Source organism: Anabaena sp. PCC 7938 (assembly GCF_049315035.1).
In the GTDB taxonomy this organism is placed as follows: Bacteria; Cyanobacteriota; Cyanobacteriia; order Cyanobacteriales; family Nostocaceae; genus Anabaena; species Anabaena cylindrica.
This window is the reverse complement of record NZ_CP186034.1, coordinates 5,554,211-5,578,911: the sequence shown is the minus strand read 5'-3', so window position 1 is coordinate 5,578,911 and position 24,701 is coordinate 5,554,211. Positions and strand designations below refer to the sequence as shown.

At 40.2% G+C, this 24,701-nt stretch carries 19 protein-coding genes and 1 pseudogene; 10 read left to right on the top strand and 10 right to left on the bottom strand.

Annotated elements, in window-relative coordinates:
- The first annotated feature begins 1 nt into the window (after position 1).
- Complete coding sequence (gene prmC / locus ACOWPH_RS24900) at positions 2-922, top strand: peptide chain release factor N(5)-glutamine methyltransferase (protein ID WP_015212798.1); 921 nt, start codon at positions 2-4, stop codon at positions 920-922.
- 40 nt (positions 923-962) lie between these two features.
- Here prmC and ACOWPH_RS24895 read toward each other — a convergent pair whose 3' ends face one another.
- The 10 genes from ACOWPH_RS24895 to ACOWPH_RS24850 form a co-directional block, all read right to left on the bottom strand.
- Complete coding sequence (locus ACOWPH_RS24895; protein ID WP_015212797.1) at positions 963-2,690, bottom strand: Rqc2 family fibronectin-binding protein; 1,728 nt, start codon at positions 2,688-2,690, stop codon at positions 963-965.
- Between the two features lie 206 nt (positions 2,691-2,896).
- Positions 2,897-3,169: a hypothetical protein gene (locus ACOWPH_RS24890; protein ID WP_015212796.1), complete on the bottom strand. Its 273-nt coding sequence runs from the start codon at positions 3,167-3,169 to the stop codon at positions 2,897-2,899.
- Positions 3,170-3,271: 102 nt separating this feature from the next.
- Positions 3,272-4,537, bottom strand: a complete 1,266-nt coding sequence (locus ACOWPH_RS24885) for a glycosyltransferase family 4 protein (RefSeq protein WP_015212795.1) — start codon at positions 4,535-4,537, stop codon at positions 3,272-3,274.
- Positions 4,538-5,720: 1,183 nt separating this feature from the next.
- Positions 5,721-6,215, bottom strand: coding sequence for an RNA recognition motif domain-containing protein (locus ACOWPH_RS24880; protein ID WP_015212794.1), 495 nt, complete (start codon positions 6,213-6,215; stop codon positions 5,721-5,723).
- Between the two features lie 351 nt (positions 6,216-6,566).
- Positions 6,567-6,752, bottom strand: a complete 186-nt coding sequence (locus ACOWPH_RS24875; RefSeq protein ID WP_015212793.1) for a hypothetical protein — start codon at positions 6,750-6,752, stop codon at positions 6,567-6,569.
- 61 nt (positions 6,753-6,813) lie between these two features.
- Positions 6,814-9,036: a M48 family metalloprotease gene (locus ACOWPH_RS24870; protein WP_015212792.1), complete on the bottom strand. Its 2,223-nt coding sequence runs from the start codon at positions 9,034-9,036 to the stop codon at positions 6,814-6,816.
- 202 nt (positions 9,037-9,238) lie between these two features.
- Positions 9,239-10,879, bottom strand: a complete 1,641-nt coding sequence (gene prfC, locus ACOWPH_RS24865) for a peptide chain release factor 3 (RefSeq protein WP_422665630.1) — start codon at positions 10,877-10,879, stop codon at positions 9,239-9,241.
- A 331-nt stretch (positions 10,880-11,210) separates the two neighbouring features.
- The gene (locus ACOWPH_RS24860) at positions 11,211-11,624 is read right to left on the bottom strand and encodes a type II toxin-antitoxin system VapC family toxin (protein ID WP_015212790.1); all 414 of its coding nucleotides are present in this window, start codon (positions 11,622-11,624) and stop codon (positions 11,211-11,213) included.
- Complete coding sequence (locus tag ACOWPH_RS24855) at positions 11,615-11,878, bottom strand: hypothetical protein (RefSeq protein ID WP_250855161.1); 264 nt, start codon at positions 11,876-11,878, stop codon at positions 11,615-11,617. The genes ACOWPH_RS24860 and ACOWPH_RS24855 overlap by 10 nt, the downstream gene beginning before the upstream one ends.
- 878 nt (positions 11,879-12,756) lie before the next feature.
- The gene (locus ACOWPH_RS24850; protein WP_250973210.1) at positions 12,757-13,092 is read right to left on the bottom strand and encodes a hypothetical protein; all 336 of its coding nucleotides are present in this window, start codon (positions 13,090-13,092) and stop codon (positions 12,757-12,759) included.
- Positions 13,093-13,216: 124 nt separating this feature from the next.
- Between ACOWPH_RS24850 and ACOWPH_RS24845 the strand changes: the two genes are divergently transcribed.
- The 9 genes and pseudogenes from ACOWPH_RS24845 to ACOWPH_RS24805 all read left to right on the top strand — a co-directional run bounded on the left by ACOWPH_RS24845 (position 13,217) and on the right by ACOWPH_RS24805 (position 24,648).
- Positions 13,217-13,576, top strand: coding sequence for a DUF4870 domain-containing protein (locus tag ACOWPH_RS24845; protein WP_015212788.1), 360 nt, complete (start codon positions 13,217-13,219; stop codon positions 13,574-13,576).
- A 271-nt stretch (positions 13,577-13,847) separates the two neighbouring features.
- Positions 13,848-14,825: a porphobilinogen synthase gene (gene hemB / locus ACOWPH_RS24840; protein WP_015212787.1), complete on the top strand. Its 978-nt coding sequence runs from the start codon at positions 13,848-13,850 to the stop codon at positions 14,823-14,825.
- Between the two features lie 381 nt (positions 14,826-15,206).
- Positions 15,207-15,434 (top strand): annotated as a pseudogene (locus tag ACOWPH_RS24835) (type II toxin-antitoxin system HigB family toxin); the annotation flags it as partial.
- A 57-nt stretch (positions 15,435-15,491) separates the two neighbouring features.
- Positions 15,492-15,911, top strand: coding sequence for a helix-turn-helix domain-containing protein (locus ACOWPH_RS24830; protein WP_015212786.1), 420 nt, complete (start codon positions 15,492-15,494; stop codon positions 15,909-15,911).
- A 420-nt stretch (positions 15,912-16,331) separates the two neighbouring features.
- A complete protein-coding gene (locus ACOWPH_RS24825) occupies positions 16,332-19,352 on the top strand; it encodes a valine--tRNA ligase (RefSeq protein WP_015212785.1) in 3,021 nt (1,006 codons plus the stop codon).
- Positions 19,353-19,521: 169 nt separating this feature from the next.
- Positions 19,522-19,953 (top strand): hypothetical protein, encoded by a 432-nt coding sequence (locus ACOWPH_RS24820; RefSeq protein WP_015212784.1) that lies wholly within the window; start codon positions 19,522-19,524, stop codon positions 19,951-19,953.
- Positions 19,954-20,369: 416 nt separating this feature from the next.
- Positions 20,370-21,818, top strand: coding sequence for a F0F1 ATP synthase subunit beta (gene atpD / locus ACOWPH_RS24815; protein WP_015212783.1), 1,449 nt, complete (start codon positions 20,370-20,372; stop codon positions 21,816-21,818).
- 109 nt (positions 21,819-21,927) lie between these two features.
- On the top strand, positions 21,928-22,341 hold the full coding sequence (atpC, locus tag ACOWPH_RS24810) for an ATP synthase F1 subunit epsilon (RefSeq protein ID WP_042465614.1): 414 nt from the start codon (positions 21,928-21,930) through the stop codon (positions 22,339-22,341).
- Positions 22,342-22,536: 195 nt separating this feature from the next.
- Positions 22,537-24,648 carry an SPFH domain-containing protein gene (locus tag ACOWPH_RS24805; RefSeq protein ID WP_015212781.1) on the top strand — a complete coding sequence of 704 codons (2,112 nt, stop codon included), beginning with the start codon at positions 22,537-22,539 and terminating at the stop codon, positions 24,646-24,648.
- Positions 24,649-24,701 lie beyond the last annotated feature (53 nt).

Here is a 24,701-nt window from a genome sequence, read left to right as displayed (position 1 = left end):
CATGATGAGTCAACAGCCAAGGGCGGTTTGTGGTTTAGAACTTTGGCAGTGGCGCAATCAAGCAATTGAGACTGCGATCGCTCACGATATCCTCCCGTTGGAAGTAGATTGGCTGTTACAGGAAATAGCAGGTTTAGACCGCTTGGCGCTGCGTTTGGAGTCTTTTAAAACATCGACTCCAATAAAAATGCAGTTGTCTCTAGATGAGTTAGAGCAGTTGTGGCAGAGGCGTTTACATGACCGCTTGCCAGTACAGTACATCGCTGGGGTGACACCTTGGCGATTTTTTAAAATCGCGGTGTCCAATGCCGTCTTAATTCCCAGACCGGAAACAGAGTGTTTGATTGATTTAGCTGTAGTGGCTGCTAAAAATAGCCCAATAGAAGGTTTAGAACAAGGACATTGGGCGGACTTGGGGACTGGTAGTGGTGCGATCGCTCTTGGATTAGCTGATGTATTGACAAACACCACAATTCATGCAGTTGATTTAAGCCCAGAAGCATTAGCCGTTGCTCAAACCAATGCCAAAAATTTAGGTTTTGCAGAACGGATTAAATTTTATCAGGGTTCTTGGTGGGAACCTCTAAAATCTCTGAAATGTCAGTTTAGCGGCATGGTATCCAATCCGCCATATATTCCCACCAGTACCGTACTTACATTACAGCCAGAAGTAGTTAATCATGAACCCCATTTAGCCCTAGATGGTGGTGTTGATGGTTTAGACTACATTCGTCATTTAATTGATATTTCCCCCCATTATTTACGTCCTGGTGGGGTGTGGTTGATTGAAATGATGGCAGGACAGGCAGATACAGTCAGAGAACTGCTACAAAATCATGGTAGTTATGAAAATATTCAGATTCATGCTGATTTAGCGGGAATTGAACGTTTTGCTTTGGCTTGTAAAAAAATGATTGTCTGATAGCGCAGCGTGGCGCAAGCCATATCAGGATTTACAGGATTTAATGATTACGCATAATTTCCGGTTGTCCCCAAATAATTGTTTCTTGCTTGTAAATTACAAGTCCTGGTTTAGTGCCTTTGGGTTTGTAGACGTGCTTTGGTTGAGTATAAACTACTGGTACTTGGTCACTTTGACGAGCGCGACTGAAGTAAGCGGCAAGATTGGCGGTAAACTGTAAATCAGCTTCTTCTGCGACTGTTCCCGGTTCAAGACGTAGCAGGACATGGCTACCAGGAATTTCTTGAGCGTGAAACCAGAGGTCATAATCACCGGCTACCCGAAATGTTAATTGGTCATTTTGGATGTTGTTACGACCAATTAAAACTTCAAAGCCGCTAGGGGTGCGATAACGATGAAAATTGATACTTGCAGTCTCGTTGGTACTGCGGCTGCGGTATTCTAGGGCTTCTAGATATTTTTGCCCGATTAATTCATCACGAATTTCTTCTAAAGCTTGTAAATCTGCTGCTGTTTGGTATTTTTCTATTTGGGAAATAGCTGCTTCTACTTGTTCCAAATAATCAATTTCTGATTGCACTTCAAATAGTAGGGGTTCGACAGCAGCACGAGCGCGTTTAAGTTTTTGGTGCTGTTTATAAAGCTTCTGGGCGTTTTGAACGGCGTTTTTATCTGGGAGAAGTGCGATCGCAATTGGTTTACCAGTTTCAAAGTCTGACAGAACAATTTCTTTCATCCCCGGTTGCCAATTTTGCAAATATGCCATCAATAAGTCGGCTTTTTGGCGATATTCATCGGCTTGATCTGACTGCTTTAAGCGATCGCTAAAAGTTTGGGCTTTAGTCCGCAATTTACCCAAAATGTTACTCAATTTCTGAATTAACTGATGACGCAATTGAGCAAATAACTGTTGATTTAACTCAGCTATGTAATATTGATTGAGTAATTCTTGGATATCCTTGGCTGGTGCGACAACACCCCAACCCATGACAGTATATCCATTTGCCGTCCAAGCCGGTTGGAATCTACCAACTTCCAAGGCTTGTAGCCATTCTTGCCAACGTGTAAATAACCTGTTCCAATCATCAGCAGTCAGGGCATCAGTGCTGCTTTCTGGTGCTATATCTGCTACTAGCAACATCGTATCTAGCAAAGCTGCACTCAAACCCCGATAATTTTTCAGTAGTTGCCGCTTAATAGCGCCTGGGACTAAACTAACCCGTTCTTGCCAACGTGCTTGGGATTCACTCAAACTGGGGATAGGGCCAGTCTGTTTAGGTGGTGGTTCATAAGACTGTCCGGTTTGGATGGGACGGACGCTGGATTGTTGCTGACTAACTTGATGGGCAGCAGTGATAATAAAATTGCTGGCATCGGTGAGAATGGCGTTACTGTACTTACCCATCACTTCCACATACAAGTGATAGAGGGCATTTTCACCGGGACGACGGGCAAATTGTAAATCAATCACACGTTCCCAAGGAGCGATCGCTTCAATTGCCACTAAGGCCAAACCACCCAACTGATGAATTAACTGTTGACTAAAGGTAAATGTATCTGGTGTGCGTGGTGGTGGTTCCCCAATACAAATGCGTGTCGCTTGGGGATGCCAAGAAACCTCTAGCCACACCCGTTGTTTTAAGGTACGTAAGGCTATGGCAATAGTATAGCGATCGCGCTGGTATACCTGTTCTGTCCGCGAGGGAAGCCAGTTAGCGCGTAGTTCGCTACAAGCAGCTGTGAGAGTAGTAAAATCAACTGGTTGCAAAACGATTACTCACTGGCATTTAAAGTTTTATCTCTATTAAATCAGTCGGAAGCACTAACGAGTATTGAGTAACGAGTACTTAGTATTGAGTACCTAGTACTGTAAATCTCTGTAGGAATGACTGAATTTAGATCAGTAGCAAAGCATTGAGCAGCGTGTAATTAATTTGATTTTTCACTCAATACTCAATACTCGTTACTCGTTACTCACTGCCAGGGTGAAGGAATAGCTGTGGTTGAAAGCACTTCTTTTGCCATCAGCCTTAAACCTGTTTTACCACAACTGGGGCATTCAATCTCAAGATACTCTGAAGAAGTTACATCTACCTCACTCAAAAGACCTTGTTTACAATGCCAACACTCAAAAATTACCCGACTAACGGGTTGGTTGCAATCTAGTATCCTGATGTGTTGAGAAGCCGTAGCTTCGGCTTCTGTTCTTCTGGGCTTAGGAAATTTTTTGAGTTCTTGAACTTCCATTATTTTACCTGCCTAACTCTTTATTGACTTTACCCCAATATCAAGACATGGGAAGTCAAAGTATGAATAAGAAACAGGCTGAAACCTTTACCAATTCTATGTTTAAAGGGTAAGCAATGCAGGTTCTTTAACTGGTTGCATGAGTTGGGTGTATAGCTGATCTAGCTGCATAGCTACACCATCCCAGCTAAACTTACTCATCACCCGTCTATGACCTGATTGACCCAATTCTGCTCGCCATTCGGGGTTGCTGAGAATGCGGTCAATGGCATGACTAAAGGCCGCTACGTCTTGGGGTGGTACTAATAACCCAGTGTTTTCATTAACGACGGTGAACTGAAGCCCACCGACATCACTAGCTATGACTGGTGTGCCACTGGCCATTGCTTCCACTGCTACCAATCCAAAGGGTTCGTAGTGACTGGGTACAACGCAAACATCAGCAGCGGCATAGTAAGTTGGTAGAACTTCTTGACTAAGACGACCTGGAAAACAAGTACATTCGCTCATTCCCAATTCGTTGACAATGGATTCAATGCGATCGCGTTCTCTACCGTCGCTGTTACCTGGGGTACTTCCACCACCAATAATTAGCTTTAGGTCTTTTGAGCCATAAAACTTTGATTCACGCACTGCACGCACCAAGGTTTCTATGCCTTTGCGCGGGTCAAAACGCCCTACATACAATACAATTTTAGCCTCTGGTTCAATTCCCAATGCTGCTCTAGCTGCTTCTCTTTTGACTGAACCAAAACGCCGAATATCTGTACCGCAGGGAATAATGTCAATCTCGCCTTGATCAGAAACGAGCGATCGCATATGTTGCTTTTCTTGCGGACTTGTCGCCACAATTCTTTCAGCAGTTTCCAAAACTTCTTTTTCTACTGCTAGGCGTTGACTAGCCACAAGAGGAATACTTTCTATTGTGTTGTATTTAACTATTCCTAAAGAATGGTATGTGTGAACCTGTTTACTTCCTTGGATTTGCTTCAACTGCAACCCTACCCAGCTAGAAAGCCAGTAATTAGTGTGAACCAACTCATATTGAATGCCGTTTTCTTGTTGAAATTGCAATAACTGTTCCACGAATTCCGGCAAGTATTTAAAACCGTTATCCCGTGGTACAAATTCAATCGGACCTGCTGTTAACCGAATGGTTCGACATTGAGAGTTATGTTGAACAATCGTTTCTTGTTCAGCACTCACTCTGCGGCTAAACATATCAACTTTCCATCCCAGCCGAGATAGTGCTTCACCCACTTGGAGTACATAAACATTCTGTCCTCCAGCCTCCTCTTTCCCAATTTCAATCGCCGGATCACCGTGAACTGAAATCAAGGCAATGCGTTTGTCAGTGGTAGACTTCATAAGTTGTGTTTTGCTTATTTTCACAAGGTAGTAGGCAGTTTCAAGCTGGCGTTATTCACGCTTCCCTGAATAATCTAGAAGGTCTTAGTAATTTTTATTCTAATTATGTCAGAAAAAATTCATATATTGTTCATAATTCGGTAGTTTATTTCTAGTATTTACATTTGATTTATTTATGAATTATTTGTAGTAATAATATTCAATGATTTTGATAGACAAAACCCTATTTGCTTATAAAAAAATACAGCAAAATCCATAAATTATGACCTATATATTAGCCATAAAAAGAATTTACTGTGGAGATATAACAGCACAATAAAAGTGAATTTTAAATCTTTTAATTTCGCGTTTTAAGCTAGTTATTCATTTGTATGAATAATGCTAATTACGTGTCAATTTGCTCCTATTAACTGTCAAGAACAGAGGGATTTTTGACAAACTTATTTTTTTAGTGATTGTATTAACAGATACTATTATGAGAAAATATTATTTTTTGTTAAATAAGATACATTCTTGTAAAAAAACTGATAAATAGGGCTTGCTGAACGCGAAGAGCGTGCCGTTAGGCATATAAGTCTTTTCGTTAGGGCTAGGAGTCAGGAGCCAGGAGAAGAATTAGAGGGAGATCACAATAGTCTCTAATTTGGGTAAATGAATGGTTTTTGATGGTTTCATCACTTATTCCTTGCACTTTATTGTATCTTATCCCCCTATATCCCTTGATTTATATAGGTTTTACATTTATTCAGCATCCCCTAAATATTTCTAAGAAACTAAGAAAATCAAACCTTATACTGCAAACGGGCTTAACTGGTGATAAGGCTTTCCCTGCGCTCTCAATGAGAGTAGAGGCAGAGCCTCTGTGATAGCATTCCTAGTCAGAGACTAGGAACGAGATAACGAGATATGGTAAAGATTTGAGCTTATTTAATTACACTCAATAAATTAAAATTGAGCAGTGCGGAAGGCCTAGTTTGGCTTTCAGCACTGCTCAATACCTTTTTTATTGGTGTTGGTTTGCACAAAAAACAGTCCCACATGGGGGCTGGTGATTTCAGTTTTTAGATTAGTGGCTGATATTGATCATCAGCAAACAAGCCAACTCACTAAGATAAAAAATAATTAAAAATTAAAAATCAGCTTAATTTGCGATTCTTAATTTTTAATCTCTTTGCCTAAAGGATCAGTTTGTAGTTTGTGCAGCCAGCATCTGTTTCAGCTTTTCTAAGTCAGCTGCCCAACGGGGATCTGGACGAATAGCGTCTGAATCAACATTGCTAGTTGTTTCACGTACACTGCTACCGCCACCACGCCGAGACTTCTTAGCGCCTTTTTCACGACGACTTTCTTTGTTGATGCTAGGTGTGGGAATGCTAGTAGCTTGACTAGCAACTTTAGGAGCTTGCTCATCACCCTCTTCACCTTTGGTGCGAGGTAATGCCTTCTCCAGCTTAATGGCAGTGTCTTTGAACATTTGACCATTATATTTTTCAATAATTTGGTCTGCTTGTTCGTCATTGTTCACCGTTAGAAAACCGAAACCACGACATTTACCTGTTTTGCGGTCTTTAATTAGTTTAGTGGTGACTGCATCGCCTTCTTCTGCAAATACTGCTTGCAATTCTTGACGATCTATTTCTTCTTTAGGCAAATTACCTATGTATAGGCGAACGGACATGAACTATACCTCCAGAGTTTAAATGAACTTGTCTTGACAAAACAATTACCTTGGCTTTGGCTTTTAAATAGATGCTATTAACTAAAATCGCCATAAACCAATTTTTTTAATCCAAACTGCCAACCTATACAATACAGTTTTTTGTTGGGATCAAGCTTATTTAAGACAAAAGGGCTACTGCGCCCAGCTAATACCATCTTAATTCTAAGAATTGTAAATTTAATAGCCCACCGTCCGCCACAGTAAATGAATTCTTTCTAGGTTCTATCGGCAGGACAAAATACCATCTCTTAAGATTATCACGGTATTTTTTACGTAGCTAGTTCAGCACCTACATTTTTGCCGATAGTATTAATGCATCGTAACATAAAACACAATTTTTGGACAAGGTGTAGAAGTTGGAAACAAAAACCAGCCACTGGCTGGTTGATTTGCTGCTGTGTTGGGAGAAGAAAAGGACATGGATTTAGTGGTGACAGCCAGACAAATCATTAATTTGGGGGGCTGAATTACTGATTGTGTAACTAAATGTAACATTTTTGTGGCTAACCTGCAACTTTTGTTTACGTTTCATTTGATCGGTCAATAAATTGCAGTGTTATCTTGCCAGAGATTGCGCTGTCAACATGATATATGCTCCCCATGCTTGGGCGACGACTGCCAAAACAGTAGACCAAATGGGATGAGGACTGTTAATGGTTTTGCCACTTTGAGTTTCTAGGGTTTGGATGTCTATCCAAGGTGTTGCTCCTCTTCTTAACCAGCCTGTAACGATAATTTGGCGACCAATCCATTTTGTGGGGTTGATTGACTGTCCTAACCAAGGAATGTGGTGTAATTTCACTAAACCTGTGCTGGATTGCAGAATGAGGTCTTGTCCGAGACAGTTGGCAGTACCCCGACGACCTAATAATTTACCTGCTAGACGGACGCTGATGCTATCGAGTGGTAAAACAGAGGGATCGGTTAATAAATGGGAGAGATGGTCATCGGCTTGTAAATTAAAGGGTTTAATTTCTGGAAAAAAGGCATTAATCCGCATGACTGTACCGATGCTAAAGCCAATCATGAAAAAACCTATGACGAAGTTCCAATCATCGTAAATCCATTTCAGGTTTAACAAATGCATGGCAAATGCGGTTTGCCAAATTAACCAGAACAGAACTGCTAATAAAAAACTGATGGGAATTCCCAACCAGGGGGCGATTTGTAATAGGAATGACTGAGTTTTGACTTGGCAAGATCCTTCAATGGTCAGATGCAGTTCAGGTTCTAAATGCCAATTACGGGCTATTTCGCACAGGCGTTCAATGCGATCGCCCATGAGGGGGTGACTATTATTAATGGTAAACCATCGCCGATAGGGATTGAAGTTTTCCCACATTAAGAATGACTCAAAGGAAAGATGCCTGACCATACTTCCTAAAGAAAGACTTTGTTGGTAGCTGACTGGAGCTAAGACATTCAAGCTTTCTAACTGCCAACTAGTCTGTTCTTGTTTTTGAATATCATCAGCAACACCAATGGAAATTTTGAGTAAGGCACGAATTAGCCCATTGGGATTGCCTGTAATTTCAGCAGCATGGCGATCGCTATAATAAAGCCGAAACCGGGAATTAAGCAAAGTTGTACCAGTCAGTAAACACCAAATTCCATAGGTCAGTCCAGCCAAACCTGTAGTAGTCCAGCACCAGATTTTCTTTTCGCTTTTGTTTCCCCAAACTGATAGTTGGTAATACAGTCGATAAAATGGCAGAGTCACTAGCAATGCCAAAGACATGACATTAAAATCCCATCGGCCAATTTGTCCGAGAGCAAGTGCGTAGATAGTCGCTATTTCATCATCCGTTAATTGTTCTAACAGACCTTGACTCACAGTAATTCTGGCTGTGCTGGGCAGATTTCCATAGGACAGCATGATAGGTGCTGATATTGGTAAAATTCGTAATTTAGGAATTTTCCAATGTCGCTGTTGACAAGTTCGTTGTAATACCCGAAATGCCTCACGACTATGAGTGTGTAAAACTTCTTTGGATAGGTGTTCTTGACTATAAAAGCTTGCTAATAGCCCATCAATTAACCAAGGAGACAATCCGATCAAAACCAAAAATAAGACTAGTATTAATAAACTAGGATTGCCATATAAAAGTTGTAATGGCTCTAAATATGGAAGTTTGTCTAAAATCTGGTTGATTAAACCCATTCCCAACATGACGAATGCTCGCAACATCCAAAATAGCGCGATGAATGTTCCTGCTGCTAGTAAACAGGAGAGCATGGAGAGCAGGAAGTTAGGCTTACGGAGAGGTTGCCATATCTTAGCGCGTCGGGCTTGTCGCCAAAATATGTTAATCGGTTCAGATTTTGTCCCACCGACAGAACCTATTAAGCCAGTATTTGATAATTCAGGGTAAGCAGCAGGGATATTCTTTTTAATCACACCCTCTAGCGTCTGGTGTGTTGACACAGCATCGACTGAGGGAGTATCTAAAGAATTATCAAAGTTGACAAACTCAGTTTCAATGTTTTTACTTTTTTGATGGCGTTTTTGGCGTTTTTTGAGGTGTTCAAGAGCGCGTGTTGCCCACTCTTTAACTTCTGGATTACCACTCGAAATCAGATTCTGACAGAGGGCGATCGCTTGAGAAGCTTCTCCTGTACGTGCATAAGCCATGACCAAGCCAACCTGGGCTTGTAAGCAAGTATTGCTTTGATTCTGGCTGCCAGCAATAGGTTCCAGTTGAGTAATTGCTGCGTAGTAATTTCCCTGTTTGAGGGCAACTAAACCAGCCTCCAAAGATGATTTTTCATGTGAAGGCATACAAATTTTGGCACTCCAATTTCTTCAAGGTGATACACGTTGGTGCAAAAGTGCGAAATTGAGATACTCTGATAATTCGTAATTCGTAATTCGTAATTCGTAATTCGTAATTCGTAATTCGTAATTCGTAATTCGTAATTCGTAATTCGTAATTCGTAATTCAGAATGACGAATTAAGTTGACAATTGCTCCCTTGGTTGTGTCAAGAGTGAATTATTCCTCCACGGGGTTTTTGGCTGGAGAATACAGGAGCGATCGCACTTAATTTCAACTCTGGATGGTCGCCCTCTAGCTGTTGACAATTCCATTCATTGCGGAATAGCAACACTGGTCGTCCCATACTGTCTTTCACAGTAGTTGTGTTAAATAAACGTCCTACTTGCTGCAAAGCTTCCCAACCACCTTCAACCCAACGGGCGACACTGTAGGGCAATAAATCTAGTATGGTTTCTACACCGTACTCATTTTGTAACCGAAACTGCACCACTTCAAATTGCAACTGACCCACCGCTGCCAAAATAGGATCGCGCTTGGCTTCATCAGTAGAGTACATAATCTGCACAGCACCCTCTTCCCGTAATTCGGAAACGCCTTTTTGAAATTGCTTAAATTTAGAGGGGTTGGGGTTTCTGAGAGTGGCAAACAGTTCTGGTGAGAAGTAAGGAATTCCCTCATATTCCAGTTTTTGCCCTGTATAAATTGTGTCGCCTATTGCAAAAACGCCGGGATTATTCAAACCGATAACATCACCAGGATAAGCGACATCAATGGATTCACGTTCTTGAGCGAAAAGTTTTTGCGGTCGAGATAGACGGACAACTTTACCTGTGCGAGCATGATTAACTGTCATATCTTTTTCAAACTTACCTGTGCAGACCCGGACAAAAGCCACGCGATCTCTATGCTTGGGGTCCATGTTGGCTTGCAGTTTGAAGACAAATCCTGAAAATTCCGGGTAGCTGGGGGGAACTTCTCCAAGGCTGCTGCTATGTGTACCTGGTTTGAGGGCATAGTCCAGGAAGTACTTGAGAAATAACTCCACTCCGAAGTTAGTCATGGCGCTACCAAAGAATACGGGTGTCATTTTTCCTTGATGCACTAAATCCAAATCTAAGTCTCCTCCTGCTCCTTCTAATAGTTCTAAATCACTTTTTAGTTGGTGGTAAAGGCTTTCTTCTAGTAATTCTTCAATTGAGCCATCGCCTAAGTTAATGATGGTATCACGGGCTTCTTTGCTGCCGTGGGAGCTACGTTCAAACAGATGGATTTGCTGTTGGTGGCGATCAAAAACACCTTTAAAGCGATCGCCCATTCCTATCGGCCAATTCACCGCATAGGTCTGTAATCCCAATTCTTGCTCAATCTCATCCAACAGTTCTAGGGGTTCTCTTCCCGGACGGTCGAGTTTATTGACAAAGGTGAAAATAGGTATACCCCTAAGCTTACACACTTCAAACAGTTTCCGGGTTTGGGGTTCTAACCCTTTAGCAGCATCAATTAGCATCACCGCATTATCAGCAGCGGCTAAAGTTCGATAGGTGTCTTCACTAAAATCCTGGTGTCCAGGAGTATCAAGCAAATTAATCTGACAATTACGGTAGATAAATTGCAACACCGTCGAAGTAATAGAAATACCCCGTTGTTGTTCCATCGCCATCCAGTCAGAAGTCGCTTTACGCTGCGCTCTCCGGGCTTTTACTGCCCCAGCTTCGTGAATAGCACCCCCGTATAATAATAGTTTTTCCGTTAACGTAGTTTTACCAGCATCAGGGTGAGAAATAATCGCAAAATTGCGTCTTAGATCCACCGCTTCCAGCAGTTCATCTTGAATTTCCGTAGACATGATTGTAATTTGTGTGTTACTTAACTTAATGTAATCTTTTCCAGGACTAGGAATCACATTTGTAAATTCATTCTATTAATCTTCACATCTGAATCAATCTTACTCAATTCAGAAATTAATCAGTGTAATAGTTGACAAATGCCCGATTTTTCATTATATTTTTATTATAGTGGGAATCTGTACGCGCATATATAAGGTTTAGATTTTTCCAACATCATTAAATTGTCTGATAGCGAAGCATGGCGTAGCCATATCAGGATATCCAGGATTTATAGGATTTGGGTTTAAATTATAATGTTTTGAATATTGATTTTATAAGCTATTTTTATCTCTAAAGAAAATCTGCTAAACAGTTACCTAATTTTAAATTTTCTATGTTTTCAAAATCACTATCATAAGTAAATAAAATTAAATTATGTTGAATTGCTGTAGCTGCAATCCAAATATCATTAGTAGGTATAGGTTTTCCTTTCTTTCGTAATTGAGAATAAATGAGAGCATAATATTTTGATGTTTTCTCATCTATAGGAAATACTTTGACTCTAGGAGATTCCATAAATTTTTCCAATTCATCAAGATTAATTTCTGGTTTATTTCCTAGCGCAAAACCTCCTAGTAATTCTCCAAGGATGATGGGATTGATGACAATAATATCTACATTTCCAATTATTGCAACTGCTTCATTTTGATTACGTTTAAAAGCAGTATAAGCATTGGTATCTAATAAGATTGATTTTATTGCCATAATTGTTGATCTATTTCATTAAATTGTTGAGTATTCAGTAAAAATTCAGTTTCATCTTCTTTTGTCCATGTTCCAGCAAGATAATCTAAATCATGGTAAGGATAGGAAGTAGATAAATATTTTTCTGCCGATTCCACGGTTTCTGAATGTTTCATATTATTTATTTTACCAGTAAATTCTTTTATCCATTGATAAAGGTTATTTAGTTCTTGTTCTGGTATTTTGTCAATTTCTGCTTGAATAAGTTCTTTCATAGTCATAGCTTTTACTCCTGGTGGGAATTTATTATATTATATCTGAATGAATAACTGCCAGAATCAGGTTATCCAGGATTTAAGGATGTAGGTTTTTTATGTTTAGATGATTCAGCCTGCATTACACTACAGGTTTTTATTTGTCTGAATCAGGATGTACAGGATGTGGGTTTAGATGATATTGTTTGATATCAGAATTTTTGCAATGTGGGGATTTTTTAGATATTCGCTATATTATGTCAGTGAATGATTATTAAATAAATCTCTAAAACATCACATTTTCCACCAATATCCTGTAAATCCTTTAATTCTGTGCATTATCTCGTCTTGTCTCCGACACACTTCGTGAACGGTCGATAACCACCTGATTCTGACAATTGAGAGATTCAGATCCCCTACTAATTTTATTTATATTATCATTACAAAAATCAATAACATCTAAAATACTTTATGAATCACAATCCTGTAAATCCTTTAATCCTGGATATCCTGATTCAGACTTGATAATTTTCTGTAACCCTTAAATGTTACACTTTACAAGTCTCGACGCGAGAGAAGAAAGCCAACCCAAATAAACCCAACCATAAACAATCTCCATTTAGCCAAAGATAAAGCAACTTGCAGTAAAGAGGGAGGTGGACTTCTGGTGCTTTCTTGTCAAAAGTAATATCACTGTAATACAACCATTCACCTCCTTAGTTAGATACAAAATTACCTCTCCCCAATCCTCCCCTTACCAAGGGGAGGGTGCGCGACAGCGCGGGTGGGGTGTATTTCATGAGCTTGGGAATTGCTATAAGTGCTTCTAATTCTGATAATTGTCCTTTATTCTGAACATATTTAAATAAAGTCTCTCCATCAATATATTCCATCACCACTCAAAAAAGTTCACCTTCTTGGATGACTTCATCAACTTTGAGAATATGCGGATGGTCAAAACCTTTAATTGTCAAGGCTTTGTTAATAAACTTAACCTGTTGTTCTGCAAAGTCATCACTGAGTTGCATGATTGAGTTCAGGGTTTTGATGGCGTATAATTTACCCGTGCTGGGTTCTAAAGCTTTGTAGGTAAAACCAAAACCACCACTACCCAAAGCTTTACCCTGAATAATAAATCTACCGTTATTGATTTTTTGATCTGGTTGCCAAATAATCATACCTTGGATAGTCGATATTGCTGAGATTGATTTAATATCTTGTAAAAGATATATCATGATAGCAATTCTATCTGGTTTTCTCATATCCCCAACTTATAAAAGAAGTTATGTATTTTTTAGTCTGAAAATCGAGCCTTCTTTCTTGATATAATAAATAACCAGAACTGAATAGGAGGCAACAATGTACGACAGCGATAAACGTAAACTATTATCAGCTTTATGTCACGGGGCCATTTTTTTCAGCACCGCAATAGTATCTGTTGGTTTACCTATAGCCATATTATTTGTATCCGATGATCCTGTCGTTAAAGACAATGCGAAGGAATCAATCAATTTCCACTTTAACGTTTGGTTCTACGGTGCAATTCTGGGAGCTTTGTTTTTTCTAACTGGTTGGTTAGTTTTACCACTAATTATTTTGTTACCACTCGCCGGTTTAGGATATATCATCCACTGGGGACTAACAATCTGGGCGCTAATTGGTGTTTTTAGCAATCCTGATCAACCTTGCCGTTATCCGTTTATTTTCCGATTTCTTTAGAATTAAGATTAGGTAGTTTGATTAATCACAAACATTTGATTTAACAATTTACTCAAATTAATTGAATGATTTTTTTAAGATTGTTTTTTGTAAATTTGTTCTAAGCAAATGTCAACTAAGTTGTAAAATACAAAATTGCCCCACAGCTTCATCAACAGTAGGGCAAAGACAGTTAAGCACTGTTTCTAGTTTGTCTGAAGGTCACAAGATAAAACTTGACTTTTGTGACGCTTTCCTTTATGTCCATTGAGTTTTTTGTTGATAAAAAATTATGTTTCCTACACATCGCCCCCGCCGTTTACGTACTCATCCACAATTGCGTCGAATGGTGCGTGAAACCGTTTTAACAACTAATGATTTGATTTATCCACTGTTTGCTGTTCCAGGCGAAAGTGTTGCTAAAGAAGTAAAATCTATGCCTGGTGTTTACCAACTTTCGGTAGATAAAATTGTTGAAGAGGCAAAGGAAGTTTATGATTTAGGTATTCCTGCTATTATCTTATTTGGAATTCCGGCAGATAAAGATGTAGATGCTACAGGTGCTTGGCATGATTGTGGTATTGTCCAAAAAGCAGCAACCGCCGTTAAAGAAGCAGTTCCTGATTTAATTGTCATGGCTGATACTTGTTTGTGTGAATATACAAATCATGGTCATTGTGGTTATTTACAAGTTGGTGATTTGACAGGACGAGTTTTAAATGATCCAACTTTGGAATTATTGAAGAAAACAGCAGTTTCTCAAGCAAAAGCCGGCGCTGATATTATCGCACCTTCGGGAATGATGGATGGTTTTGTCCAAGCAATTCGTGCGGGTTTAGATGAAGCGGGATTTGAAGATATCCCGATTATGTCTTATGCTGCTAAATATGCTTCTGCTTATTATGGGCCGTTTAGAGATGCAGCAGATTCTACACCTCAGTTTGGAGATAGACGCACTTACCAAATGGACCCTGGTAACGCCCGTGAAGCGATAAAAGAAATTGAGTTGGATATTGCTGAAGGCGCTGATATGCTGATGGTGAAGCCAGCTTTGGCATATATGGATATTATCTGGCGTGTGAAGGAAGCTAGTAATTTACCTGTTGCTGCTTACAATGTTTCTGGTGAGTATGCGATGGTGAAGGCTGCGGCTTTAAATGGTTGGATTGATGAACAGCGCGTTGTGATGGAAACTTTGACTGGGTTTAAACGGGCTGGTGCTGATTTGATTTTGACTTACCACGCTAAAGATGCGGCTCGGTGGTTGTAATAAGATAATGTCTCACGCAAAGGCGCAAAGGCGCAAAGAGGATTTTGAGTGTTTTTGTGTTTGGGCGTGAGATTTTTGGTTTTTGGTTGCAGTTCATGGAAATTAACCCTGGTGAAATTTTTGTAGGGGTGCAGGATGAATAAGTTGAACTGAGTAAGCCCGTCATAACTTACACAAAGATTAAAAAATTATAAGTTGACAAATAAATATAAAGTGTGTTATGATTGATTGTTGTAGCTAATTTTATTATTTTTGTGCTATCTTGGGTTTAGGTATACCTAAAAATAGCTGCAAAAGTAGGAAAATAGCTTATGAAAATAATATTCCGAAGCAAGATTCAAGGAATTCACCAGCAAATACCCTGATGCTAAAGCTAATCTTTCAACTTGGCATAAGCGAGTCAAATTAGCTAAATGGCAAGATTTTAATGAAGTCTGCCAAAATTTCAAACAAGGGAGCGTTGATAAAGTCAGTGATTTTATTATTTTTGATATTTGTGGTACAGACTATCGCTTAATTACTTATATTGATTTCATCGGCAAGAAAGTATACTTAAAATATTTCCTGACTCACGCGGACTATAGTAAAGATAAATGGAAAAATGATTAAAAGTCTGAGCTATTAATAAAAACGTTGCCGACTGTAACGGGTGTTAAGGTAGTAATTATGATTAAGACTTCTGATAAAGCTCTAAGCTACATTAATTTATTACAAACTTTTCCTCCTAGACCTATTAAATCTGATGAGGAACTACTTGCTACTCAAAATGTAATTGATTCTCTGTTAGACAATACTCCATTAACACCAGATGAGCAGGACTATCTTGATTTATTAGGTACTTTAGTTTACGAATACGAGCAAACAAAAGAGCCTGTTCCTGATATTCATGGAATAGAGTTACTCAAAGCTCTTATGGAAGAATATGGGTTGTATCAACAGGATTTGATTCCTGTATTTAAGACAGAATCTATGGTGTCAGATATTTTAACAGAAAAAAGCCAACTAACTGTTAGTCACATCCAAGAGTTAGCAGAGTTTTTCCATCTTTCATCTGCTGTTTTTTTACCGCTACCTACTCAAAATTGATAAGTGAATTATCAATATAATTATCTGAAAAATTATTCCTGAAGTCTTTCATCTATAGATGTTCAAAAATTGAGGATGTATTGACTGATAATTTTTTTTTAGCTTTTGAGGTGCTTCACTAGGTATACATATTCCTATATTCTTCAATAGTGAAAAGGTAGATAGGGGGACTGCATAGTTTTTCCATTTTTAATAATTCTAAAATTAAGTACTTAGGCAGAATTATTTACACATTTTTGAATACGAATGAAACGGCTGCATTCTTTTACTGTTGCCTGTTTCCTATTTCTTTGTATAATTATACAATTTATTTTGCACGAGTGCTGATTACAGGTTGGGCTGAAAATATAGAAGCTAATCTACAATCCTCCTCCAAGCCTGTGGCAAAATTGATCAGAGTCCTAACTGATTATTCCCAGCATGACCGCAACTATTCCCAATCTCCCCAGTCTGTACGAACCTTTCTCCACAGAAGCCAAATGGCAAAAATTCTGGGAAGAAAACCAAGTTTACAAAGCTGACCCTGACCACAAAGGCGAACCCTACTGTATCGTCATTCCTCCCCCAAACGTGACCGGCAGTTTGCATATGGGTCACGCCTTTGAAAGTGCGTTGATTGATACCCTCGTGCGCTACCATCGCATGAAAGGACGTAATACCCTCTGGCTACCCGGAACTGACCACGCGAGTATTGCTGTACAAACAATTCTGGAAAAGCAACTTAAGGCTGAAGGTAAAACTCGCTATGATTTGGGACGGGAAAAATTCCTAGAACGCGCTTGGCAATGGAAAGCGGAATCTGGGGGTACAATTGTTAATCAGCTGCGCCGTTTGGGTGTTTCGGTGGACTGGACACGGGAACGCTTCACTTTAGATGAAGGTTTATCGAAAGCTGTTTTAGAAGCATTTATTCGTTTGTATGATGAAAAGTTAATTTATCGCGGTAATTATTTGGTGAATTGGTGTCCTGCTTCTCAGTCTGCGGTGTCTGATTTAGAAGTAGAACCAAAAGAGGTAAATGGTAATCTTTGGCACTTTCGCTATCCCTTGAGTGATGGTTCTGGTTTTGTAGAAGTGGCAACAACTCGACCAGAGACGATGTTGGGTGATACAGCAGTTGCGGTGAATCCCGAAGATGAAAGGTATAAACATTTAATTGGTAAAACCCTGACTTTGCCAATTATGAACCGGGAAATCCCCATTATTGGTGATGAGTTGGTTGACCCTACTTTCGGTACGGGTTGCGTGAAAGTGACTCCAGCCCATGACCTCAATGATTTTGAAATGGGTAAACGTCATGATTTGCCGTTTATCAATATTATGAATAAAGACGGTACTCTGAACGAAAATGCTGGGGAGTTTCAAGGTCAAGACCGCTTTGTGGCTAGGAAAAATGTTGTTTCTCGCCTAGAAGCAGATGGGGTTCTGGTGAAGATAGAAGATTATAAACATACAGTACCTTATAGCGATCGCGGAAAAGTACCTGTTGAACCTCTCCTTTCTACCCAGTGGTTTGTTAATATTCGCCCCCTTGCTGACAAAACTCTCGAATTTTTAGATAATCAAAATTCCCCTGATTTCGTTCCCCAACGCTGGACAAAAGTTTATCGTGACTGGTTGGTAAATCTGCGCGACTGGTGTATTTCTCGTCAACTATGGTGGGGTCATCAAATCCCTGCTTGGTATGCTGTCAGCGAAACCGGCGGACAAATCACCGACTCAACACCCCATTTTGTAGCGCGCAATGAAGCTGAAGCTTGGGAAAAAGCCAAATCACAATTTGGAGAAAATGTCCAATTAGAACAAGACCCCGACGTTTTAGATACTTGGTTTTCTTCTGGTTTATGGCCATTTTCAACTTTAGGCTGGCCAGAACAAACCCCAGATTTAACAACTTATTATCCCAACGCCACCTTAGTTACAGGTTTTGATATCATCTTTTTCTGGGTTGCGAGAATGACGATGATGGCGGGACATTTCACCGGACAAATGCCATTTAAAACTGTTTATATTCACGGCTTGGTTAGGGATGAAAATAATAAGAAAATGTCGAAATCGGCAAATAATGGTATTGATCCATTATTGCTAATTGATAAATATGGTACTGATGCCCTTCGTTATACCTTAATTAAAGAAGTAGCGGGTGCTGGTCAAGATATTCGTTTAGAATATGACCGCAAAAAAGATGAATCCATATCTGTAGAAGCATCTCGAAATTTTGCCAATAAGTTGTGGAATGCTGCCAGATTTGTAATGATGAATTTGGATGGGCAAACTCCAGCCCAATTGGGTAAACCTGAACCGACAGAACTCAGTGATAAATGGATTATTTCCCGTTATCATCAAGTAGTTAAACAAACCACTAATTATATCGACAATTACGGTTTAGGGGAAGCAGCAAAAGGACTTTATGAGTTTATTTGGGGTGATTTTTGCGATTGGTATATTGAATTAGTAAAATCTCGCCTCCAAAAAGATGCAGATCCCCCATCTCGCAAAGTTGCCCAGCAAATTCTTGCCTATATTTTAGAAGGAATTTTAAAACTACTTCATCCCTTGATGCCTCATATTACTGAGGAAATTTGGCAAACTCTGACTCAGCAACCAGCAGAAAATCCACAAATTATCGCCTTGCAGCCCTATCCTGAAACGGATGAAAAATTAATTGACCAAGCTTTAGAAGAACAGTTTGAATTGTTAATTAATACTATTCGCACAATTCGCAATTTACGAGCGGAAGCTGACATTAAACCTGGGGTAAAAGTCGCGGCTAATTTGCAAAGTGAAAATGCCAATGAGCGATTCATTCTCAACGCTGGCCAATCTTATATTCAAGATTTGGCAAAGGTGGAAACTTTAACTATTACTGACAAAACAACTACTGACGAACAAAAAAGCCAACCTGTTGTCACTAAATCAGCTTTTAAGGGTTTAAAAACTATTGGCTTAATTATTGTCGGACTTGTCTTGTTAAGAGTTGCTATTATTGTCGGGAATGCTTCACTGCGTCTTCCCATTTTTGGCGCTTTCTTTGAAACAGTTGGTCTTGGTTATACTGGTTGGTTTATTGTCTACAATATACTCAATGCTGAAAGCAGACAAAAGTTATTTGCAAATTTGCCCAAAACTGATACCCAAGACCTACCACAACCAGAATCTACCCAAATCGAAGAATCAGACAATTCTATTTCTGGTGTTGTCGGTACTGTTCAAGTCGTAATTCCCTTAAAAGGTGTAGTAGATATTGAGGCTCTCCGTGCCAAACTAGAGAAAAGTATCAGCAAAGCCGAAGCTGAAGCTACATCCCTACGTGCTAGACTGAGTAATTCTAAGTTTGTGGATAAAGCTCCCGCAGATGTAGTTCAAGGTGTGCGTGATGCTTTAACAGAGGCTGAGAAACAAGCGGAAATTTTGCGCGTTCGCCTTCAGGCGTTGCCGTAGGTATCGCTTGCTTACCTTATAACAATTGACTAGTAATAGGTAATCGGTGACAGGTGACAGAAAGAAATTGACCAATTACCAGTTACCGTTCGGCTGACGCTCACAGCGTCAGCCAATTACCAATTACTAACTATTAATTACCTAATTTTGAATTGGGAACGCAGCGACAATGCTATACTTAGCCCAAGTACGTAAAAATGATTTTTTAGACCAATATCAATTACGCTTATTAGCACGTCAGGAATCTGAACATTTATGGTCAATTATTTCTGAAGAGGCATTTATTCTCTTAGGAAAAGGGAATACCATGAGTGAAAAAGTGCTGGTGTTAGTTGAGCTTTCCTCTACAGGTGATATAGAAGTTATTGAAGATGCTACTTGTTGGATAGTTTATCTAGTACAAACTTATCTCAAAACAGGTATTACTCCAGAATTTTTACAAAAAGAAGCAGAACAAGCGGAAAATTGGCGACAGGCGTTAACTTTGCAAAACCAAGATTTAGCACGTCGTTCCTTAGAATTAGAAGCCCGTAGGGAACAAATTCAAGCCTTAGAAGAAAGTATTAATCGGGAAAAAACTGAACAACCAGACAATTCGTAATATTTTCTTTTCTGTGGTGTAATAGAAAATTTAATACCTCATCAGCAGCAAAGGTAATAATGAAGTTCAGTGTAAACGATCGGCTGGCATGGAAGGATTCTTCTGGTAAAACTTTGCGCGACACCGAGAAGCAAGAAATATCAACCGCTAATAAACAAATCTAGCCAAAAGGTTAGTGTGATCGCCGCTCTTGTAAAGTTATGCCGAGGGAGAGTATGATCTCCCGCCCTTCCAAATATTTGATACTAAAATTTTCTAAGTAGTTAAAGGATTTTCAAGAAATCGGGGATCTACTCTTAATAATGAATTTAAGGCGAAGGTGGGGGCGTTAGGTGCTAACCTAAAAGATGACATTGCCTGATCTCAGGTCGTTTACGACCCATTCTCAAAAATAGCTTCAATCATTTAGGCGCAGCATGGTCACCACCGCAGAAAAAACAAACATCGGTTACATTACTCAAATCATTGGTCCAGTCGTAGACGTTAAATTTCCCAGCGGGAAATTGCCTCAAATCTACAACGCTTTGACCATCAAAGGCACCAACGAAGCCGGACAGGAAATCAACCTCACCGTTGAAGTACAGCAACTACTAGGCGACAACCAGGTACGGGCTGTGGCTATGAGTACCACAGATGGCCTAGTGCGCGGTTTGGAAACTGTTGATACTGGCGCTCCCATCACCGTGCCTGTAGGTAAAGTTACCTTAGGACGGATTTTCAACGTTTTGGGCGAACCCGTAGATAACCGGGGTCCTGTAAATGCTGAAGCAACTCTACCCATTCACCGTCCTGCTCCTAAATTCACAGATTTGGAAACCAATCCTTCTGTGTTTGAAACGGGGATTAAGGTTGTTGACTTGCTAACTCCCTATCGACGCGGTGGAAAAATCGGTCTATTCGGTGGTGCTGGTGTTGGTAAAACCGTGATCATGATGGAATTGATCAACAACATCGCTACTCAGCACGGTGGCGTGTCTGTGTTTGCTGGTGTGGGTGAGCGGACACGGGAAGGAAATGACCTCTACAACGAAATGATGGAATCTGGGGTTATCAATAAAGATAATCTCAACGAATCCAAGATTGCTCTCGTTTATGGTCAAATGAACGAGCCACCCGGAGCTAGAATGCGGGTTGGTTTGTCTGGTTTGACAATGGCTGAGTATTTCCGTGATGTCAACAAGCAAGACGTATTGCTGTTTGTTGATAACATTTTCCGGTTTGTACAAGCTGGTTCTGAAGTATCGGCGCTGTTGGGTCGGATGCCTTCTGCGGTAGGATATCAGCCTACCTTAGGTACTGACGTAGGTGCGTTGCAAGAGCGGATTACTTCGACTACAGAGGGTTCTATTACTTCTATTCAAGCTGTATATGTACCTGCGGATGACTTGACAGATCCCGCACCTGCAACTACATTTGCTCACTTGGATGGAACAACAGTATTGTCTCGCGGTTTAGCATCTAAAGGTATTTATCCTGCGGTTGATCCCCTAGGTTCTACTTCCACCATGCTTCAACCGAACATTGTTGGTGAAGACCACTACAACACCGCTCGTGCTGTACAATCAACCCTACAACGTTACAAAGAACTACAAGATATCATCGCTATTCTTGGTTTAGATGAATTGTCTGAAGAAGACCGTCTAATTGTGGCACGGGCGCGAAAAGTTGAGCGTTTCTTGTCTCAGCCATTCTTCGTAGCAGAAGTATTTACTGGTTCTCCTGGTAAGTATGTGAAGTTGGAAGACACCATTAAAGGATTCAAACAAATTCTGTCTGGTGAGTTGGATGCTTTACCAGAGCAAGCTTTCTACTTGGTAGGCGATATTAACGAAGCGATCGCTAAAGGTGAAAAGCTTAAAGGTTAATTAGGTAATGGGTAATCGGTGATGGGTAATGGGTAAGAAATTCTTGCCAATCACCAATTGCCTTTTTCCCAGTTACCAGTCACCCTTTCGCCAATTAGAAATTAACAATATGACCTTAACTGTTCGTGTAATTGCCCCAGATAAGACTGTTTGGGATGCCCCAGCTGAAGAAGTGATTTTACCTAGCACTACTGGGCAATTAGGTATCCTATCTGGACACGCACCGATGTTATCAGCCTTAGATATAGGTGTAATGCGTGTTCGTGCCAATAAAAATCAAGATTGGCAAGCGATCGCTCTTTTGGGTGGTTTTGCTGAAGTTGATGAAGATGAAGTGACTATCTTGGTTAATGGTGCTGAACGTGGCGACAAAATCAACCTGGAAGAAGCCCGCACAGCTTACAACCAAGCCCAAACTCTTCTGAATCAAGTTTCGGCAGGCGACCGTCAAGCACAAATCCAGGCAACCAAAGCCTTTAAACGCGCCCGCGCTCGTTTTCAAGCTGCCGGTGGTTTGGTCTAAAAACATTCAAATTGTCAGAACAGGCATTTTGCTCACTAGGGGTTTAACAGTGTTAAACCCCTATTGTCTTTAAAGTACATAGCAGAATCCTGGCTTTTTATTTATACTCAAAAAAATTACATCAAGTTTAAGAAAATAACCTCTGCCTTAGTGAAGTGATATTTTAGATGATTAATTGCCCAAAGGGGCAAAAATATGAACAGCTTTCTATCTTCCTTTGGTAAGAGTAAACAAAATAAGTTTGTAAAGTTGACAACATCGACTGTAGCAGCTTTAGCCTTAGCTAGTGGTATTAATGCCGCCAATGCGACAAGTATAAAAACGCCCACAGCAAAAGAAGTTATCTCCGCCTCAGTCCAGCCTGGTCAAACAGAACCCAACATCAGCCAATTAACAAATAATAAACCTCAATATCAAGCAATGGGGCTAGAACCTTTTGCATTGATACCGCTGATTTTAGTTGGTGGGTTCGTGATTAGTGTCCCGCTGATATTTGGGGGACTGGTAGTTATCGGTGAACGCGAAGTCGGTATTGTGGTGAAAAAATTTGCCCTAACAGGTAAAGGACTACCTGCGGGAAGATTAATCGCCCTTAACGGAGAAGCCGGTTTACAAGCAGATACCCTTGCACCTGGTTGGCATTGGGGACATTGGCCTTGGCAATACTCAATCAAAAAAGAGTCGATCATTGTTGTCCCCCAAGGTCAAATTGCCTTGATTGTCGCCGCAGATGGCGCACAAAATCCACCAGAGCGGATTTTAGGCAAAATTGTCGAATGTGATAATTTCCAAGATGCTCGTAAATTCTTGACTAAAGGTGGTGAAAAAGGTCGGCAAATGGGCTTTCTCACTGCTGGTAGTTACCGTATCAATACTGCTTTGTTCAAAGTGATTACAGCGGCTAACGCTAGTACTCATGGCATGAGTGCAGAACAATTGAATGTATATAGTGTCAAATCTGATAAAGTTGGCATTGTCACTACTTTGGATGGGTTGCCCATTTCACCAGGAGAAATTGCTGGGGTTGTAATTGAAGGACATGACAACTTCCAAAATGGACAGAAATTTATTAATGGTGGTGGCAGAAGGGGTTTGCAAGAGCAGATTTTATTATCTGGTTCTTGGAATTTGAATCCTTGGTTTGTACAGGTAGAACAAGTACCCATGACAGAAATACCCATTGGTTATGTAGGTGTGGTAATTTCTTTCGTGGGACAAGAGCAAGAAGATATCAGCGGTGCAGCTTTCACTCATGGTAATTTGGTGCATCAGGGACATAAAGGCGTTTGGGTAGAACCTCTGTATCCTGGTAAACACCCGACTAACTCCCGGATTATGAAAATTGAGTTAGTACCAACAACAAACATAGTTTTAAATTGGTCAGGTCGGACGGAAAGACATAGCTATGATGAGAAATTACAATCTTTAACCGTGCGATCGCGTGATGGTTTCGCATTTGATTTAGAAGTAGCGCAGATTATTCATGTCGGTGCTTTAGATGCACCAAAGGTCATTTCCCGCGTTGGTGCAATGCAAAATTTGGTAGATCATGTCCTAGAACCAACCATTGGTAACTACTTCCGCAACTCTGCTCAAAACTGCACTGTACTCGACTTTTTAACAGCGCGGAGTGAACGCCAAACTGAAGCTGCTGAATTTATTAAGGCAGCTTTGCGTGCCTATGATGTCCAAGCAATTGACACCTTAATTGGTGATATTCAACCACCTGCCGCCTTAATGCAGACACAGACAGACCGGAAAATTGCGGAAGAAGAACGCAAAACTTACGAAGTTCAGCAAATGGCGCAAACCCAACGCCAACAACTGGTACGGGAAACAGCCTTGGCTAATATTCAGCAAGAAATGGTCAAATCTGAGCAAAGTGTCCAAATTGCCGAACTTAAAGCCCAAGCTGCAATTAAGGAAGCCAATGGTGAAGCAGAAGCAACAAAACTCAAATCTATAGCTGAAGCCGATGGTATCCGGGCCACAGGTAACGCTAAAGCTGAAACCTATCGTACAGGTGTGCAAGCTTTGGGTTCTCAAGGTTACACAGCCATGCAGTTAATGCAAATTATAGGCGATCGCAATGTGCGTCTCATTCCTGATGTTATGGTTGCTGGTAACAATGGCAATAGCAACGGTTTGGTAGATGGTTTACTGTCGATGATTTTATGGAATCAAACAGGTAAAACACATCCAGAAACCAAAATGCCTGTACCACCACCACCACCGCTAACTAAAATTGAACCAAATGATCAAAATAATAATTCCCAATTAGTTGTGCAATCCCCAGTAGATAAATAATATTCCGTTTGTAGAAATGTTTTATGGAACATCTCTACAGTTGATCAAAAGCA